Consider the following 16,669-nt stretch of genomic DNA (forward strand, 5'->3'; position numbering starts at 1 on the left):
ACGGAATCTTTCCGTACAGTAACCTATTTTGCGAATGCGTGGAGGCAAAGGTGACCGAGAAGAGCGGCGCAGACATCCTGATCGAGGCTTTGACCGACCTCGGGGTGGAAGTCGTGTTCGGCTATCCGGGCGGTGCCGTGCTTCCGATTTACGACGCGCTGTTCAAGCAGGGCCGGATCAAGCACATCCTGGTCCGCCACGAACAGGCCGCGACGCATGCCGCCGAAGGCTATGCGCGGTCGACCGGCAAGCCGGGCGTCGTCCTGGTCACCTCGGGCCCGGGCGCCACCAACGCGATCACCGGCATCACCGATGCGCTGCTCGATTCGATCCCGATGGTCGTCATCACCGGCCAGGTGCCGACGACGCTGATCGGCACCGACGCCTTCCAGGAGGCGGACACGGTCGGCATCACCCGCCACTGCACCAAGCACAACTATCTGGTGAAGCGGCCGGAACTGCTCGGCGCGACCGTCCATGAGGCGTTCCACATTGCCACCTCGGGTCGTCCGGGCCCGGTCGTGATCGACATCCCCAAGGACGTCCAGGTCGCCACCGCGCGTTACGAGGCGCCGGGCCCGATCCAGCACAAGACCTATCGCCCGACCACCGAGCCCGAAGCGGCGAAGATCCAGGAAGCGGTCGACATGCTCGCCGCGGCCGAGCGCCCGGTCTTCTACACCGGCGGCGGCGTGATCAATTCGGGTCCCGAAGCCACGCGCCTGCTGCGCGAGCTGGTGGCGCTGACCGGCGCGCCGGTCACCTCGACGCTGATGGGCCTGGGCGCCCTGCCCGCTTCGTCGGACCAGTGGCTGGGCATGCTCGGCATGCACGGCACTTACGAAGCCAATATGGCGATGAACCAGGCGGACCTGATCATCGCGGTCGGCTCGCGATTCGATGATCGGGTCACCGGGCGTCTGGACGCGTTCGCACCGAACAGCCGCAAGGTGCATATCGACATCGATCGTTCGAGCGTGAACAAGAATGTCCGCGTCGATCTGCCGATCATCGCCGATTGCGCCCGTGCGCTCGACGCGATGGTCGAAAGCTGGAAGTCGCGCGGCCATCCCAAGCCCGATCTGGGCGAGTGGTGGAGCCGCATCCAGGGCTGGCGCGCGCGCCGCTGTCTTGACTTCCCCGAAGCGGGCGAGGCGATCATGCCGCAGCGTGCCGTCCGCGCGCTGTACGAGGCGACCAAGCATCGTGCACCGATCATCACCACCGAGGTCGGCCAGCACCAGATGTGGGCGGCCCAGCATTTCGGCTTCGAGGCGCCGAACAAGTGGCTGACCAGCGGCGGTCTCGGCACGATGGGCTATGGCCTGCCCGCCGCGATCGGCGCGCAGCTGGGCAATCCGGACGATCTCGTCATCGACATCGCCGGCGAAGCCTCGATCCAGATGAACATCCAGGAACTGGCGACAGCGACCCAGTATCGCCTGCCGGTGAAGATTTTCATCCTCAACAACGAATATATGGGCATGGTCCGCCAGTGGCAGGAGCTGACCTACCAGTCGCGCTATTCGGAGAGCTATTCGGACGCGCTGCCCGATTTCGTGAAGCTGGCCGAGGCCTATGGCTGGAAGGGCATCCGCATCGAAAAGCGTTCGGAGCTGGAAGACGGCATCCAGGCGATGCTCGATTATGACGGCCCGGTGCTGGTCGATTGCCGCGTGGCGAAGCTGGCCAACTGCTTCCCGATGATCCCGTCGGGCGCCGCGCACACCGAGATGCTGCTCCAGGCGAGCGAAGTCTCCGGCGAGATGGACGACGAGGCCAAGGCGCTAGTTTGACCGGATTTTGGATCTTCCCCATGCGGGAGGATCGAAGGGGTAGAAATGCATATCAAGGAAGAAGCCATCGAGCGCCACACGCTGGCGGTCATCGTCGATAACGAGCCCGGCATCCTCGCGCGGATCGCCGGCCTGTTCACGGCGCGGGGCTACAATATCTCGTCGCTCACCGTGTCCGAGATCAGCGACGACGATCTGATCAGCCGGATCACCATCGTCACCTTCGCCTCGGCACCGGTAATGGAGCAGATCATCGCCCAGCTCGAGCGGCTGGTGCCGGTCCACAAGGTGGTCGATCTTACCGCCAAGGGCGAGCATGTCGAGCGCGAGCTGGCACTGATCAAGGTCGCCGGCAGCGGCGATCACCGGATCGAGGCGCTGCGCCTCGCCGAAGTCTATCGCGCCAAGGTGGTCGACGCGACCATCTCCAGCTTCGTGTTCGAGATCACCGGGACGATCGACAAGATCGACCGCTTCGTCGAGTTGATGCGCGAAGTGGGGCTGGTCGAAGTCGCGCGCACCGGTATCGTCGCGATCTCGCGCGGCCGCGAAGCCGCCTGACCGTTTCCGCGCACCCGCGCACCGCAGATTTGAAAGGGAAGAATACCACCATGCGTGTCTATTATGATCGCGACGCCGATCTGAACCTGATCACCGACAAGAAGATCGCCATCCTCGGCTATGGCAGCCAGGGCCATGCCCATGCGCAGAACCTGCGCGATTCGGGCGTCAAGGAAGTCGCGATCGCGCTCCGCCCGGGTTCGGCCTCGGCCGCCAAGGCGGAAGCCGCCGGCTTCAAGGTGCTCCCGAACAAGGAAGCCGCTGCCTGGGCCGACATCCTGATGATCCTCGCGCCCGACGAGCACCAAGCCGCGATCTGGGAGGCCGATCTCAAGGGCAACATGAAGCCGGGTTCAGCGATCGCCTTCGCGCACGGCCTCAACGTGCATTTCGGCCTGATCGAGCCGCCGGCGGACATCGACGTGATCATGATCGCGCCCAAGGGCCCCGGTCACACCGTGCGCAGCGAATATGTCCGCGGCGGCGGCGTCCCCTGCCTGATCGCGATCCACCAGGACGCCTCGGGCAACGCGCATGACGTTGCGCTGGCCTATGCGTCGGGCGTCGGCGGCGGCCGCTCGGGCATTATCGAGACCAACTTCCGCGAAGAGTGCGAGACCGATCTGTTCGGCGAGCAGGCGGTGCTGTGCGGCGGCGCGACCGCGCTGGTCCAGGCCGGCTTCGAGACGCTGGTCGAGGCGGGCTATGCCCCCGAAATGGCCTATTTCGAGTGCCTGCACGAGCTCAAGCTGATCGTCGACCTGATGTATGAGGGCGGCATCGCCAACATGCGCTACTCGATCTCGAACACCGCCGAGTATGGCGACATCAAGACCGGCCCGCGCATCATCACCGAAGAGACCAAGAAGGAAATGAAGCGCGTGCTCGCCGACATCCAGTCGGGCCGCTTCGTGAAGGACTTCGTGCTCGACAATCGTGCCGGCCAGCCTGAGCTGAAGGCCAGCCGCATCGCCGCCAAGCGCCACCAGATCGAGCAGGTCGGCAGCGAACTGCGCGCGATGATGCCGTGGATCGGTGCCAACAAGCTGGTCGACCAGTCGAAGAACTGATCACGGGCGGAAACCTTGGGTTGCCGGCTGCGCACTAGCTTTGCGCGGCCGGCGGCCTCATTACGGGAGCGACGCAACCACCCGAAGGGAACATCCATGCGCGCTCTCCTTGCCCTCGCCCTCTTCGCGGCCGCCCCGGCTGCCTACGCCCAGGAACTGCCCGGCCAGGCCGACGCGTCGCGCGTCCCCGCCGGCACCTATGCGGTCGATACCGGCCACACCCAGGTCGACTTCCAGGTCAACCATTTCGGCTTCAGCCAGTTCACCGGCCAGGCGGGCGGCGCCACCGGCTCGCTGACGATCGATCCGGCCAAGCCGAACGACGCCAAGCTGGACATCACCATCCCGACGAGCGGCATCGTCACCACCGTCGCGGCGCTCGACAAGCACCTCGCCTCGCCGGACTTCTTCGATGCGGCCAAGTATCCGACGATCCACTTCGTCTCGACCAAGGTCGTCGTGAGCGGCACCAAGGCGCAGATCACCGGCGACCTGACGCTGCACGGCGTCACCAAGCCCGTCACGCTCGAGACCAGCCTGGTCGGCGCGGGCACCAATCCGATGATGAAGAAGCTGAACTTCGGCTTCGAGGCGACCACCACGATCAGCCGCAGCGCGTTCGGCATGGACAAATATGTCCCCTTCGTCTCGGACGAAGTGAAGCTGCACATCAACGCGGCGTTCTCGGCCAAGTAAACCCTTGGTTTAATTGCCCTGCCCTCCTGCCTGCGCCACTACGGCCGCGGGCAGGAGGACGGATATGCAGGACCAGGAAGGCCGCGACGGCGCCAAGCGAGTCGAGGCGTTTTCGGATGGCGTGATCGCCATCATCGTGACGATCATGGTGCTGGAACTGCACGCGCCCGAGGCGCCGGGATTGCGCGCGCTGGCCGCGCAATGGCCCGTCTTTCTCGCCTATGCGCTCAGCTACGCCTATGTGGCGATCTACTGGGTAAACCACCACAAGCTGTTCCAGTTCGCCACCCGCGCGGGCAACGCCCTGCTCTGGTCAAACATCGTGCTGCTGTTCACCCTCTCGCTGATCCCCTTCGCCACCGCCTATTTGGGCGAGCAGCATTTCAGCGGCGAGGCGACGCTGCTCTACATGCTGGTGATGCTCCTCCCCTCCTTCGCCTATAACTGGCTGCAGCGGGTGATCCGCCGCACTGGCGCACGCTCGGCGGAAGCGGAGCGCTACCACCGCCGGACGCTACGCAAGAGCGCTCTGGCCTGTGGCCTCTACCTTGTCGGCCTTGCGGTCGCGATTGCCTCGCCCGCCGCCGGCCTCGCCTGCGCCGCGCTCGTCGCGCTGCTCTGGTGCCTCGCCGACGGCCCGCTCGATCGGCTGTTCGAACGCTGACCCCGGGTTGCACCTGTAGCCACTTTGCTGTTTCTGCAGTCCGAACCCGCCACGCGCGGTGAAAGGACTCAGATATGCACGATCCTCACCATGACCCCGTAGACGGTGACATCGTCGCCCCCCCGCCCAAGATCCCCGTGCCCGAGCATGTCGCCGAGGCGATCCGCACGCTGATCCGCTGGACCGGCGACGATCCCGATCGCGAGGGCCTGCTCGACACCCCCCAGCGCGTCGCCCGCGCGTGGAAGGAATATTGCGCCGGCTATGCCGAGGACCCGTCGCACCACCTCTCGCGCGTGTTCGAGGAAGTCGGCGGCTATGACGAGATCGTGCTCTTGAAGGACATTCCCTTCCAGTCACATTGCGAGCACCACATGGCACCGATTACCGGCAAGGCATCGATCGCCTATCTGCCCAGGAACCACGTTGTCGGCATCTCCAAACTCGCCCGCGTCCTCCACGCCTTTGCTCGTCGACTGCAGGTGCAGGAACGGCTCACCGCGGAAGTGGCCGACTGCATCTGGAACCACCTGCACCCGGTGGGCGTCGCGGTGGTGATCGAGGCGCAGCATGGCTGCATGACCGGCCGCGGCGTCCGCACGCCCGGCGTCGGCATGGTCACCAGCCGAATGATGGGCGTGTTCCGCGAGGACGAGCGCAGCCGGGCCGAAGTGCTCAAGCTGATGGGCTATTGATGCCCGGGCGGGTGCTGGTCACGGGCGGCGCACGGCGGATCGGCGCGGCGATCAGCCGGGGGCTGGCCGCGCGCGGCTGGGCCGTGGCGATCCATCACCATCACGCGCCGGACGAAGCAGAAACCTTTGCTGCCGAACTGCGCGCCGGCGGGGCGACGGCGGCGATCGTCTGCGCCGAACTCGCCGATCCTGCAGCCCCCGCCACGCTGGTCGAGGCGTGCCGCACCGCCTTCGGCGCGCCCCTCGACGCGGTGGTCAACAACGCCTCGCTGTTCGCCTATGACGAGGCGCCGATCGCCGACTATGCGCTGCTCGACCGGCACATGCACGTGAACCTGGCCGCCCCCGTCGGCCTCGCCATGGCGCTGGCCGCGCAGGCGGATCTGGCGGATGGCGCCGTCGTGAACTTGCTCGACCAGAAGGTGGACAACCTCAACCCGGATTTCTTCAGCTACACCTGCTCCAAGGTTGCGCTGCGCGGCGCCACCCATATGCTCGCGCAGAAGCTGGCGCCGCGGGTGCGGGTGAACGCGGTGTCGCCCGGCCTCACCCTCCCCAGCCTCGACCAGAGCGCGGAAGAGTTCGCCCGCACCGGGACCCAGAACCTGCTCCGCCGCCCGGTCGACCCCGCCGACATCGCCGCCACCGTTGCGCATCTGCTCGAATGCCGCAGCATCACCGGGCAGAATGTCTTTGTTGATTGCGGCCAGCATTTCCTCGCGCGCGACAGCGACGTGATGTTCGAAGGACGCGAGCGCCGCCCCGATGCCTGACTATGTGATCCATCTCGAAGCGCTGGAGGTCTCGATGGGCCTCGGCATCCATCCAGAGGAGCGCGCTGCCCCGCAGCGCGTCCGCATCGACGTGGCGATGACCTGCCGTTACCCCCAGGTGCCCGAGGATCGGATCGACGCGGTGGTCGATTACGACTTCCTCCGCGAGGGCATCCATGCGCTCGTCCGCTCGCGCCATTTCGAGTTGCAGGAAGTGCTGTGCGAGCAGATCGCGGCGCTTGCGATGCGCGACCCGCGCGTTGTCGAGGTGCGCGTGCGCTCCGCCAAGCAGGACGTTTACCCGGATGCCCGCGTCGGGTGTGAGGTCGTCCGTATTCTTACGAATATGCAGCAATAACCCCGATTCGGGCCGACCGGCCACGATCCTCCCCCCTATAATTTACCAAACGGCCTTCCCCGCCGAAGGCCCGCACGGGGGGCGTGTGCGCCTGTCACCAGAGGATCGTGATGCCGATTGCAAGTTTCGTTCGCAACAGCGCACTGGCCATGATGGCGCTTCTGGTTGTCGGCGGCTCGCTGGCGGCCTGGCGGCTGGATCGCATCCGGATGGGCGGCGAAGTGCAGCTGCAACAGCAACGCAATTCCGATCTGATCGCGGACATCCTCCCACCCCCCGAATATATTATTGAACCCTTCCTGGAAGCGACGCTGATCGCACGCAATCCCGAAACGGTGCGCGCGCGCGCCGAGAAGCTGGATGGCCTCAGAAAACTGTATCTGGACCGCAACAAATATTGGCAGACGGCACCCATCGACAACGGCCTGCGCAGACAGCTGCTCCAGCAGGCGCACCCGGCCGCCGAGGCGTTCTGGGGCGAGCTAGATCAAGGCTTTCTGCCTGCTGCCCGCAGGGGCGATCGCATGGCCATCGACGCCAGCTATGCGAAGCTCGCCGACATCTACGACACCCACCGTGCCGCAGTGGACAAGCTCGTCGTGATGGCGATGGCCGAACACCAGCGGGTCGCGGCACACGGCACGTCCGAATTCTATACCGCGATGGGCATCGTGCTTGTGCTGGCGCTGATCGTTGGCGGCCAGGCCGCGCACTTCTACATTGCCATGTATCGCCGCGTGCTGGAGCCGGTCGGTACGCTGTCCGCGCTCACCGATCGCCTCGCCAAGGGCGAAGTTGCCGCCATCCCCTATCAGGACCGTACCGACGAGATGGGTCGCATTGCCTCCGGCCTCGAACATTATCGTGCCGCCGCGGCGGCGCAGAGCGAGGCGGATGCGCGCAAGCTGGAGGCGCAGCGCGAGGTGACCGAGGTACTCGGCAACGGCCTGCTGGCGCTGCGTGAGGGCGACCTGACCCGCACCATCGATCGCCGTTTCCCGGCCGAATATGAAGTGTTGCGGCAGAACATCAACGAGGCGATCGCCTCGCTGCGCGTCCGCGTGCAACTGGTCAGCGAAAGCGCCGAGAACATCCGCAACACCTCGTCCGAGGTGGCGCACGGCTCCGAGGACCTCGCCCACCGTACCGAGAAGAGCGCCGCCAACCTCGCCCAGGCGACCGAGGCGCTGGCGAAGATCGAAGAGCGGCTTCGCGCGACGATGATCGCCGCCGACAACACCGTGAAGCGCGCCGGCGAAGCCACCACGGCGCTCCGCGATGGCCGCGGCACCACCGCCCGCGCGGTGCAGGCGATGGACCGCGCGAGCGGCAGCGCCAAGAATATCGACGGCGTGATCGAAGGCCTCGACAAGATCGCTTTCCAGACTCGCGTGCTGGCAATGAATGCCGCGGTCGAGGCCGGCCGCGCCGGCGAGGCGGGTCGGGGCTTCATGGTCGTCGCCGATCTCGTTGCCGCTTTGGCACTTTGCGCCGAGGATCAGGCGAAGCAAGCCCGCGACATGCTCAGCGAGACCCAGGCGGACATCCTCCAGGCCGCCGATGCGGTGCACGATACCGATACCGCGCTCGACACAATCTCGGGCGACGTCGAGGCGGTTCACAACCTGATCGCGGCGATCGACCATGACAACCATGCCCAGTCGGCGGCGGTGAGCCAAGTCTCGACCGCGATGAAGGGCATGGACCTCGTGACGCAGCAGAACGCGGCGATGGTCGAGCAGACCTCGGCGGCGATCCGTAATCTGTCGAGCGAGGTCAACGCCCTCGCCCAGCGCGCCGGGGCATTCCGCTTCGATCGCTCTGCAAGCGTGCGGACAACCGCCAACGCCAGCGAGCTGGCGACCTTGCACTGATAGGAGAGGAAGCCCCTGTCCTTTCGGGGACAGGGGCTTTTTACGCTCAAGCCCGGTTGGCGGCGCTGAGAACCGCGCGCACCGACGCCGTCGCGATGTCCGCATCGATGCCGACGCCGAACACCGTCCGACCATCCTCGGTGCGGCATTCGACATAGGCCGCCGCTTGCGCATCGGCGCCCCCGCCGATCGCGTGCTCGCTATAGTCGACCACGTCGAAGCGGGGACCGGTAGAGCCCGCCAGCGCGTCGACCACGCCGGAGATCAGGCCGTTGCCGCGGCCCGAAATCGACTGCGCGACGCCGTCGATCGAGATGCGACCGACAAACACGCGATTGCCCGCAGCGCCGCTTTCCTCATAGTCGACCAGCGTAATCCTGTCCTTGTCACCGGGCAGGTACACCTGCTCGAAACGACTCCAGATATCGGCAGCGTTGAGCTCGCGGCTGGTCTCGTCGGCCAGCGCCTGGACATGCTTGGAGAATTCGGCCTGCATCCGCTTCGGCAGCTTGAGGCCCTTGTCCTGCTCAAGCACCCAGGCGACGCCGCCCTTGCCCGATTGCGAGTTGACGCGGATGACCGCCTCGTAATCGCGGCCGAGATCCTTGGGATCGATCGGTAGATAGGGCACGTCCCAGACCTGGTCGTTGCGCGCTCCCTGCGAGGCGAAGCCCTTCTTGATCGCGTCCTGGTGGCTGCCCGAGAAAGCGGTGAACACCAGATCGCCGGCATAGGGATGGCGCGGGTGGACGAGCAGCTGGTTGCAATACTCCACCGTCTGGATCACCTCATCGATATCCGAGAAGTCCAGGCCCGGGTTCAGCCCCTGCGTGTACATGTTCAGCGCCAGCGTCACGAGATCGACATTGCCGGTGCGCTCGCCATTGCCGAACAGGCAGCCTTCGACGCGGTCCGCGCCCGCCAGCAGGCCAAGTTCGGACGCGGCGACGCCCGTGCCCCGGTCGTTATGCGTGTGCAGGCTGATGACGACGCTCTCGCGGTCGCGGATGTTGCGGCAGAACCATTCGATCTGGTCGGCATAGATGTTCGGCGTCGCCGCCTCTACCGTCGCCGGCAGGTTGAGGATCAGCGGACGCTCCGGCGTCGGGCGCAGGATGTCCATCACCGCCTCGCAGACCTCGACCGAGAAATCGAGCTCGGCGGTGGAGAAAGTCTCCGGGCTATATTCGAAATGCCATTCGGTATCGGGCTGCTTGGCCGCCTCGTCGCGCAGCACCTTGGCGCCCTCGATGGCGATCTGGCGCACTTCGTCGCGGCTCATGCCGAACACGATGCGGCGCCAGGCCGGCGACACCGCATTGTAGAGATGGACGATCGCTTGCTTGGCGCCCTTGAGCGACTGGAAGCTGGTCTCGATCAGGTCGCGGCGAGACTGGGTGAGCACCTGCACGATCACATCGTCCGGCACCCGCCCCTCGCGGACCAGCCCGGAAATGAAATCGAACTCTGTAGCACCCGCGCTGGGAAACCCGACTTCAATTTCCTTAACACCGACCTTCAGCAGCAGATCGAAGAACCGGCTCTTCTTCTCGCCGTCCATGGGATCGATCAGCGCTTGGTTGCCGTCGCGCATATCGGTGGAGAGCCAGCGCGGCGCCTTGGTGATGGTTCGGCTGGGCCATTGGCGATCGGGCAGATCCACCTGCGGGAAGGGTCGATATTTGACGCTGGGGTCGCGCAACATGGGCCGTGTCTCTCTTCAAGGTCTGGCTGCGCCTAGCGCAGCCGTGATGCGATAGGGAAGTTCCGGTTTGCCCTTAGGGGAGACGCGCGCGTGCGAAATCGGCCCCTAAGGGCGGATAAGTCGCAGGGTAAGGCACTGGGCGTCGATCACCGCCCTCCTGTGCCGTAATTGTCCGATTTTGTCCAGCATGGACTAAACATCTGCAAAACAAGGGAGCTTTGCCCGCCTTGATTTGATATTAACCAATAAGCGCCGAAACAGCGTGCTCGCAGGAGAGGACTTCCATGCTGCAGCTCGTCTATATCAGTTCCGCAAACCCCGCCGCGCCCTGCCCCACGCGGGACATACTGACCATATCTCGCCGCAACAATGCGCGCGATCGGATCAGCGGCCTGCTCTATGCGGACAGCGGCCGTTTCCTCCAGGCCCTCGAAGGCCCTGAAGACGCGGTGGAGTTGGCCTATGCCCGCATCCAGCGCGATGCACGCCATCGCGCGATCGTGTTGCTTTCCCGCCGGATCGTCGATCGACGCGAATTCGGGCATTGGGAAATGGCGCATCGCGCCCCCGGCGTCGACGCCGTCGAGTTCCTGGCCGATGTCCAGCGGCTTACGGCGGATGCTGCACCGGCGGTGCGCGGTACCTTCGAGGGGCTTGTCCGGACCCGTGTTTCGGCCTGACGGCGCAATATTACTGCGTCTTCTGCCAAAAGTGTTGCGCGACGGCACCACCGCAGCGCCGCAAAACAGCGGTTCGCCGCGCTTCGGTGCGGTCTGCGCTGGACAGAAGCCCTTTCCCGCAGTCAAAGGCGTACAGGGGCGTGCATCACCGCACGAACCACAGTACATCGTTGGTCGCGACAAGGGGGAGGAAGCCTCTCGATCCCGAGGCGCTGACGAAGGAATAGCCCCAATAAGGGGTACGAACAGGAGTTAGACACGATGGCCGAGACCAAAGCACGCGGTGGCATTGCCAAGCCGGTTACCCCGTCGCCCGAACTGGCGAAGATTGTGGGCACCGCCGATCTGCCGCGCAGCGAGATCGTCAGCAAGGTGTGGGAATACATCAAGAAGCACAACCTGCAGAACCCTGCGAACAAGCGCGAGATCCTCGCGGACGAAACGCTGAAGCCGATCTTCGGCGGCGACAAGGCCACCATGTTCGAAATGAACAAGCACCTCGCCAAGCACGTCAAGTAAGCGAGGTCGCTGGCCCGTTTCGGGCTGTGCGAACGGCAAAAAAGGGGCAGGCAACCAGCGTTGCCTGCCCCTTTTATTGTCTGCCGCCTATCCGGATCGTCCGCGATTCGGCCCGATCAGTGCGCCAGTATCAACGGCACCGGGCATTCGGCGAGCATCCGCCGCGTCACCCCGCCGAACGCTGCTTCCAGGAAGCGGCTATGGCCAAAGCCGCCCATCACCAGATAAGCTGCCTTAAGCGCCTCCACCACCGCCAGGATCGCACCGCTTACCGTATCGGTCTTGGGTACCACCCGCACCTCGGGCCGGATGCCGTGCCGCGAAAGATATTCCGCCGCCTCTGCTGCCGAAATCCGCAGCGCGCCCTCATCGACCACAAGGATCGTCACCGTGCCGGCATGTTTGAGCAGTGCCGTCGTCGCCTGCAGCGCCGCTTCCGCCGTACGCGAACCGTCCCAGGCGACCACCGCATGGCCGTACAGGTCGAAACCCAGCGTCATTTCGGGTACCGCGACGATCGGCTTGCCGGTCTTCAGGATGGTGTCGCCGATCAGATCGCGCATGTCGGGATAGTCGATCTTGCCTAGCTCACGATTGAGCACCACCAGATCGGCGAGCGCGGTCGCATCGCGCAGGCATTCGCGGGCAAAACCAGTCGCGTCCACCCAGTCATATGCTACATCCTCGGCCTTGAGCCGCGCTTCCATTCGCAAACGGTTGGCGGCCTCACGAGTCTGCTCGTCGGCGAGCAGCGCGGCACCGCCGCCGAATTCGACATAATCGCCAACATAAGCCGGCACCATTGCGATGTCGACGCAACGCAGATGCCCCTCCAGTCCCCTCGTCAGGTCGAGCGCTGCCTGAAACCTTGCCTCCTGCCCGGCGTCGTCATGCATCAGAACGAGTATATTCTTCATGGTCGCCTCCATTTCATCCCGTCTTCTTCGTGGGTGACGTTAGGCTAGGCAGGTCGATCACGTGCCGACATGCGGTTAGTTACGGACTCTCGGCTGCCAACTCGGCAAGTGTGACGGCATCGAGAATCACCACGCTCCGCAGCGTAGGCAGTGCGATCAGGCCGTCGCGCTTCAACGCGGTGAGCTTGCGGCTGACCGTCTCGATCGTCAGACCGAGCAGCTCGGCCATTTGCTGACGGGTGAGCGGCAGGTGCACCGCCTCGCGGCGGCTGCAGGTACTGCGGGCTGCAAATTGCAGCAGCAGGCTGGCAACGCGCTCCTCGGCGGACTTGCGCCCGAGCAGCAGCATCCAGCGACGAAGCTGGTCGAGCTCGTCATAGGCGCGGCTGAGCAGCACCTGGCCGATTTCCGGATGCGTTTGGACCAGACCTGGCAGCGCATTGCGCGGGAAGACGCAAAGCTCGGTCTCGGTCAGCGCGGTAACGCAGTGGCTCGACGACCGCTCACCGATTGCGCCGACGAAATCTGCCGGAAAGGCCAGTCCCAGCATCTGTTCGCGCCCGTCCTCCAGCGAGGCAGAGAGCTTGACCAGCCCGCGGTGGAGGATACCGACCTGCTCGGCGACATCACCCTGCCAGATCAACACCTCGCCCCGCCGCAGCACGCGCCTGCGGCCGAGGCGGTGAAGCGCCGCCAGCGCACTGGCGGGAATATCACCACACAGAGACGTCACGCGCACGCTGCAGGCGGCACAACCCGCCGGCAGACACCAATCCACGGGCCCTAGATTGGGCTGGTTCCGATCCATGTACATTATCCGCCTCCGCGGACGGCATGCCGCGCCCGCGTGCGGCGTGTCGTTACGTATAGGTCCCAGGCAGGAAAGCGCATGCGCCTGCGGACATTACCTAGCGGAAACGTTGCGCCCGATCAAAACCGAGGGGGAAACGCGCGGGTACCTGGCGCCTCGTCGAACACGAGGAGAAATGAACCATGCGCACTTCGCTTTTTGTCGGTATGGCCGCGGCCGGTCTGCTGGCCTCCACCGCGAGCGCCCACGCCCAGGACCGCGCGGGGATCGCGGCCGGCGACTGGCTGGTCCGCCTGCGCGGCATCGTCGTCGCCCCGAATGAATCGTCGAGCGGCATCACCCCCGCCTTGCCCGCCGCGCGGGTCGGCGTAGGGGATTCCGTGATGCCAGAGGTCGACTTCACTTACATGGCCACCGACCATATCGGTGCCGAGCTGATCGTCTCCAGCACCCGTCACGACCTCCAGGGCCGCGACGCCATTTCGTCGCTCGGCAAGGTGGGACATACGTGGGTGCTGCCGCCGACGCTGACGCTGCAATATCACTTCCGGCCCAAGGCGCCGGTGCGCCCCTATCTGGGCGCGGGCATCAACTACACGACCTTCTACTCAGCCAAGACCAGCGACTCGCTGAACAAGGCGCTCGGCCGGACCAGCCTCTCGCTCAAGGACAGCGTCGGTTATGCCCTGCAGGCAGGCGTGGACATCGATCTGAACAAGAAATTCTTCCTGAACCTCGACGTCAAGTACATCGACATGACGACCACCGCACGACTCAACACTGGCGGCGCGATCAACCAGACCAGCGTCGACATCAATCCGCTGGTGTTCGGGTTCGGTGTCGGCACCCGCTTCTGATCGGGGCACTGGCTGGCGCACATTCATATCCACTCCAGAAGGGAATGAACCCGGGGGCTGCGTGCTTGGGCGCAGCTCCCATGCTTCAGGGCGCGGCGCGGTATCGCTACTATTCGAGGTCATCGACCGCATCGTGGCCATGCTTCTTGCCAGGTGATCGCGGCGTGACGGTCTTCTGCCATATGTCCGCGTGCACGCTACATATCCAGATGCCGCCTTGCACCGTCCAGACGTATTCGTCGGTATACGTCATGACCGACGCGTTAGTTTGCAGGAACGGCAGGTGGTGATCTTCCAGTCACGTCTGCTGGAGACGAGTGATGCGGCGAAGCCGATTTAGCGAGGATCAGATTATTGGGGTTCTGCGGGAGCATGAGGCTGGCGTGAAGACCGCCGACCTGTGCCGGAAGCACGGGATCAGCGATGCGACCTTTTACACCTGGAAGTCGAAATATGGCGGCCTGACGGTTTCAGACGCTGCCCGGTTGCGGGCGCTGGAAGACGAGAACCGCCGGCTGACGAAGCTACTGGCGGAGTCGATGCTCGACGTGTCGGCGCTGAAGGATCTGCTGGGAAAAAACTGACGCGGCCTGTGGAGCGCTACGCTGCGGTGGAGAAGCTGATGGCCGATCACGGTTTCTCCGAGCGTCGTGCCTACAGGCTGATCGGGGTCAATCGGTCGGCGTGCCAATATGAGCCGCTTCGCGGGAAGGACAATGCTATCCGCGAGCGGATGCGCGAGATCGCGAACGAGCGTCGTCGGTTCGGCTACCGACGGCTGGCGATCCTGCTACGGCGTGAAGGCAAGCGCCGGTGAAAGCCTCACGAACGGCCGGCCACCACCCCCCGCGCCCGGAGGGCGTGCGAAGCGACTTCGCTCGGGAGATGTTGAAGCCGAGGAAGCGCATCAGCCCTTCGCGCGGAGATCGCGGCGCTGGTAGGCGCCGCTGGCCTGCTGGCCCCGGCCCCGACGCTGCGGCGGGGGAGCTGCCTCGGAGGCTGCCGGCTTATCACCGGGATCCTCTTCGTCCGCCTCGGGCTTTGCCTTGCCGATCGCTCGCAGCAGTCGGACGTCTCGATCTGTCTTCGCTTCGAACGGGTCACCCGGGACCAGCTGCTTCCAGCATAGCGGAACGACTTGCTTGCGATCATTTTCGTGGAAACCTCCGCCGGAGCGCCGGGCGGGCACGCGGCCCCCCGACATCACGCGCGTGGCATATTGCCAAATGCGATCATGCCGCGGGTCATCACCCGAAGAATTCGTCCTTTTCCTCCTCTTCGCCGCCGGCGCGGTTGCGCTCATCGGGAAGGCCAAGCTCGCTCATATAGGCGCGCATTTGCCCGTGCATTGACGCGGAGAACCGCGACGGGCCACGCTTGAACTCTGCCCAGAGTTCGCAGAATGCGATCGCGGCAGGCTCGCGCGATCCGTCCAGCCAGCCTGCTGGAGCGATGTAGCGTTTGCATGCCTTGAGCGCCTCACCCTTGGGCCCGGCCGGCTGCACAAGCTTCCCGAAGCTCGTCTGAGCCTCGTCGATTTGCTCACGCGCCTTTGCGCGATTTCCGTGCCGCGTCGCATTGTGCGTGCCGTCGACAAGCCGAAGTGTTGCCGGTTCCGGCTCCGCTCCTCGCGTAGCCATTATCTTCTCCGTTACTTCGCAGTTACTGCAAAGCGCCAGAAGTAACGCAAATATTAATCGCAAGTAAAACGTTGCACATTGACCATCCGGACGATCAATCTGCAAATGCGAAAAAATGGGGACGGGAGCGGTGTACGCCAGCGAGCGGTCCCGGGTTTGGACCCTCCCCCCCACCCTCATCCTATCCGCCAGCCGTCAGCCCCTATTTCCGCCTGCTGTCGATGCGGAAACGTGCCCAGATCCTTGGCTGTCTTGATGTCGTGGCAGGACTTACAAAGGCACTGAATGTTGCCGTCTTCGGCCAGCCCGCCTTTGAATAGCGGGATGATGTGGTCGGGAGTGACAGCTGCGGTGATGATGTCCTTTGCCTTGCAATGCCGACAGAGCGGCTCTGCCGCCAAGTGTCGCGCTCGATCGCGCTGCCCATGTCTGCCTCGACGTCTTGCTACCATCACGCACACCCCACCATTCTCTTACCTCTTTTCGGGCGAGGCTGAGTCACCAAGCCCTTGCCGATTTGATCGAGGCCAAATCGGAAACGCCGCCAGCGGATATGTGCAGCGAGGCAAGGTCGCCATGTGAGGGGATTGCATGCCAGTGCGACACAACCGCAACGTTAAGTGACAAAATGATGAAATTGCAGCACCTATACGCTGAAATAAATCAGCATCCAATCTCATGAAGGTGCTTTCCGGTAGCCACCGCGTCCGCATATTGACGCAGCTACTCGATGGCGAATCATGCGTCGGACATATCTCCACTGCAATCAACATGCCCATTACAGCGGCATCGCAGCAACTCCCCGTACTTCGAGGCGCCGAGCTTCTGCTTCACCGGCAAGATGGCCAGCTGCGCTTGTATTCTCTCTCGAATTCGCCGTCGTACGCGCTTCTGCGATCAACGCTAGGAGTGCCTCACGAGGACTCCATAAACGACTTGACGAATGATCAATAGGCAGCCTTCGGACTCCCACAAAAACGTCCATCGACATTCTGTCGATTGCTGGCGATGCGCAGTGGTATGGGGACCAAGATCGTCTGTCGCCGAGGCTGC

At 64.4% G+C, this 16,669-nt stretch carries 19 protein-coding genes and 1 pseudogene; 14 read left to right on the forward strand and 6 right to left on the reverse strand.

The window, feature by feature from the left end; genetic code table 11:
- Positions 1-50: 50 nt before the first annotated feature.
- From RT655_RS03780 to RT655_RS03820, 9 genes are all read left to right on the forward strand, one after another.
- Positions 51-1,796 carry an acetolactate synthase 3 large subunit gene (locus RT655_RS03780; RefSeq protein WP_313535056.1) on the forward strand — a complete coding sequence of 582 codons (1,746 nt, stop codon included), beginning with the start codon at positions 51-53 and terminating at the stop codon, positions 1,794-1,796.
- A 45-nt stretch (positions 1,797-1,841) separates the two neighbouring features.
- Complete coding sequence (gene ilvN / locus RT655_RS03785) at positions 1,842-2,357, forward strand: acetolactate synthase small subunit (RefSeq protein ID WP_264608354.1); 516 nt, start codon at positions 1,842-1,844, stop codon at positions 2,355-2,357.
- A gap of 50 nt (positions 2,358-2,407) precedes the next feature.
- Positions 2,408-3,427 (forward strand): ketol-acid reductoisomerase, encoded by a 1,020-nt coding sequence (ilvC, locus tag RT655_RS03790; RefSeq protein WP_093292976.1) that lies wholly within the window; start codon positions 2,408-2,410, stop codon positions 3,425-3,427.
- Between the two features lie 96 nt (positions 3,428-3,523).
- A complete protein-coding gene (locus RT655_RS03795) occupies positions 3,524-4,123 on the forward strand; it encodes a YceI family protein (protein WP_313535058.1) in 600 nt (199 codons plus the stop codon).
- Positions 4,124-4,187: 64 nt separating this feature from the next.
- Entirely contained in the window at positions 4,188-4,787 is a 600-nt protein-coding gene (locus tag RT655_RS03800) for a TMEM175 family protein (protein ID WP_313535059.1), read from the forward strand.
- 74 nt (positions 4,788-4,861) lie between these two features.
- Positions 4,862-5,482, forward strand: a complete 621-nt coding sequence (gene folE / locus RT655_RS03805) for a GTP cyclohydrolase I FolE (protein ID WP_313535061.1) — start codon at positions 4,862-4,864, stop codon at positions 5,480-5,482.
- Positions 5,482-6,255, forward strand: coding sequence for an SDR family oxidoreductase (locus tag RT655_RS03810; RefSeq protein ID WP_313535062.1), 774 nt, complete (start codon positions 5,482-5,484; stop codon positions 6,253-6,255). Before folE ends, RT655_RS03810 begins: the two co-directional genes overlap by 1 nt.
- Positions 6,248-6,613 carry a dihydroneopterin aldolase gene (locus tag RT655_RS03815; protein ID WP_313535064.1) on the forward strand — a complete coding sequence of 122 codons (366 nt, stop codon included), beginning with the start codon at positions 6,248-6,250 and terminating at the stop codon, positions 6,611-6,613. The genes RT655_RS03810 and RT655_RS03815 overlap by 8 nt, the downstream gene beginning before the upstream one ends.
- Before the next feature lie 110 nt (positions 6,614-6,723).
- Positions 6,724-8,487, forward strand: a complete 1,764-nt coding sequence (locus RT655_RS03820; RefSeq protein WP_313535066.1) for a methyl-accepting chemotaxis protein — start codon at positions 6,724-6,726, stop codon at positions 8,485-8,487.
- Between the two features lie 46 nt (positions 8,488-8,533).
- Here the strand turns inward: RT655_RS03820 and leuA are convergent, their stop codons facing one another.
- Positions 8,534-10,192, reverse strand: coding sequence for a 2-isopropylmalate synthase (leuA, locus tag RT655_RS03825; protein ID WP_313535068.1), 1,659 nt, complete (start codon positions 10,190-10,192; stop codon positions 8,534-8,536).
- A 284-nt stretch (positions 10,193-10,476) separates the two neighbouring features.
- Between leuA and RT655_RS03830 the strand changes: the two genes are divergently transcribed.
- Positions 10,477-10,872 carry a BLUF domain-containing protein gene (locus RT655_RS03830; RefSeq protein ID WP_313535070.1) on the forward strand — a complete coding sequence of 132 codons (396 nt, stop codon included), beginning with the start codon at positions 10,477-10,479 and terminating at the stop codon, positions 10,870-10,872.
- A 261-nt stretch (positions 10,873-11,133) separates the two neighbouring features.
- Positions 11,134-11,391 (forward strand): SWIB/MDM2 domain-containing protein, encoded by a 258-nt coding sequence (locus tag RT655_RS03835; RefSeq protein WP_066717263.1) that lies wholly within the window; start codon positions 11,134-11,136, stop codon positions 11,389-11,391.
- A 116-nt stretch (positions 11,392-11,507) separates the two neighbouring features.
- Here the strand turns inward: RT655_RS03835 and RT655_RS03840 are convergent, their stop codons facing one another.
- Together RT655_RS03840 and RT655_RS03845 are read right to left on the reverse strand one after the other, a co-directional pair.
- On the reverse strand, positions 11,508-12,308 hold the full coding sequence (locus tag RT655_RS03840; protein ID WP_313535071.1) for a universal stress protein: 801 nt from the start codon (positions 12,306-12,308) through the stop codon (positions 11,508-11,510).
- Between the two features lie 79 nt (positions 12,309-12,387).
- Positions 12,388-13,041, reverse strand: coding sequence for a Crp/Fnr family transcriptional regulator (locus tag RT655_RS03845; RefSeq protein ID WP_313535072.1), 654 nt, complete (start codon positions 13,039-13,041; stop codon positions 12,388-12,390).
- Positions 13,042-13,301: 260 nt separating this feature from the next.
- Here RT655_RS03845 and RT655_RS03850 point away from each other — a divergent pair, with 260 nt between their 5' ends.
- Positions 13,302-13,976 (forward strand): OmpW family protein, encoded by a 675-nt coding sequence (locus RT655_RS03850; protein WP_313535073.1) that lies wholly within the window; start codon positions 13,302-13,304, stop codon positions 13,974-13,976.
- A gap of 109 nt (positions 13,977-14,085) precedes the next feature.
- Here RT655_RS03850 and RT655_RS03855 read toward each other — a convergent pair whose 3' ends face one another.
- Positions 14,086-14,229 carry a hypothetical protein gene (locus tag RT655_RS03855; RefSeq protein WP_313535074.1) on the reverse strand — a complete coding sequence of 48 codons (144 nt, stop codon included), beginning with the start codon at positions 14,227-14,229 and terminating at the stop codon, positions 14,086-14,088.
- Positions 14,230-14,296: 67 nt separating this feature from the next.
- On the opposite strand from RT655_RS03855, the pseudogene RT655_RS03860 reads away from it, so the two are divergent.
- Positions 14,297-14,781, forward strand: a pseudogene (locus RT655_RS03860) (transposase); the annotation flags it as partial.
- 442 nt (positions 14,782-15,223) lie between these two features.
- Here RT655_RS03860 and RT655_RS03865 read toward each other — a convergent pair.
- The gene (locus tag RT655_RS03865) at positions 15,224-15,616 is read right to left on the reverse strand and encodes a hypothetical protein (RefSeq protein WP_313535075.1); all 393 of its coding nucleotides are present in this window, start codon (positions 15,614-15,616) and stop codon (positions 15,224-15,226) included.
- A 176-nt stretch (positions 15,617-15,792) separates the two neighbouring features.
- Positions 15,793-16,017, reverse strand: a complete 225-nt coding sequence (locus tag RT655_RS03870) for an HNH endonuclease signature motif containing protein (protein ID WP_313535076.1) — start codon at positions 16,015-16,017, stop codon at positions 15,793-15,795.
- Between the two features lie 277 nt (positions 16,018-16,294).
- Here RT655_RS03870 and RT655_RS19985 point away from each other — a divergent pair, with 277 nt between their 5' ends.
- Positions 16,295-16,570, forward strand: a complete 276-nt coding sequence (locus tag RT655_RS19985; RefSeq protein WP_409530237.1) for an ArsR/SmtB family transcription factor — start codon at positions 16,295-16,297, stop codon at positions 16,568-16,570.
- The last annotated feature ends 99 nt before the right edge of the window (positions 16,571-16,669 follow it).

Origin of the sequence: Sphingomonas sp. (assembly GCF_032114135.1) — a bacterium.
Classification (GTDB): Bacteria; Pseudomonadota; Alphaproteobacteria; order Sphingomonadales; family Sphingomonadaceae; genus Sphingomonas.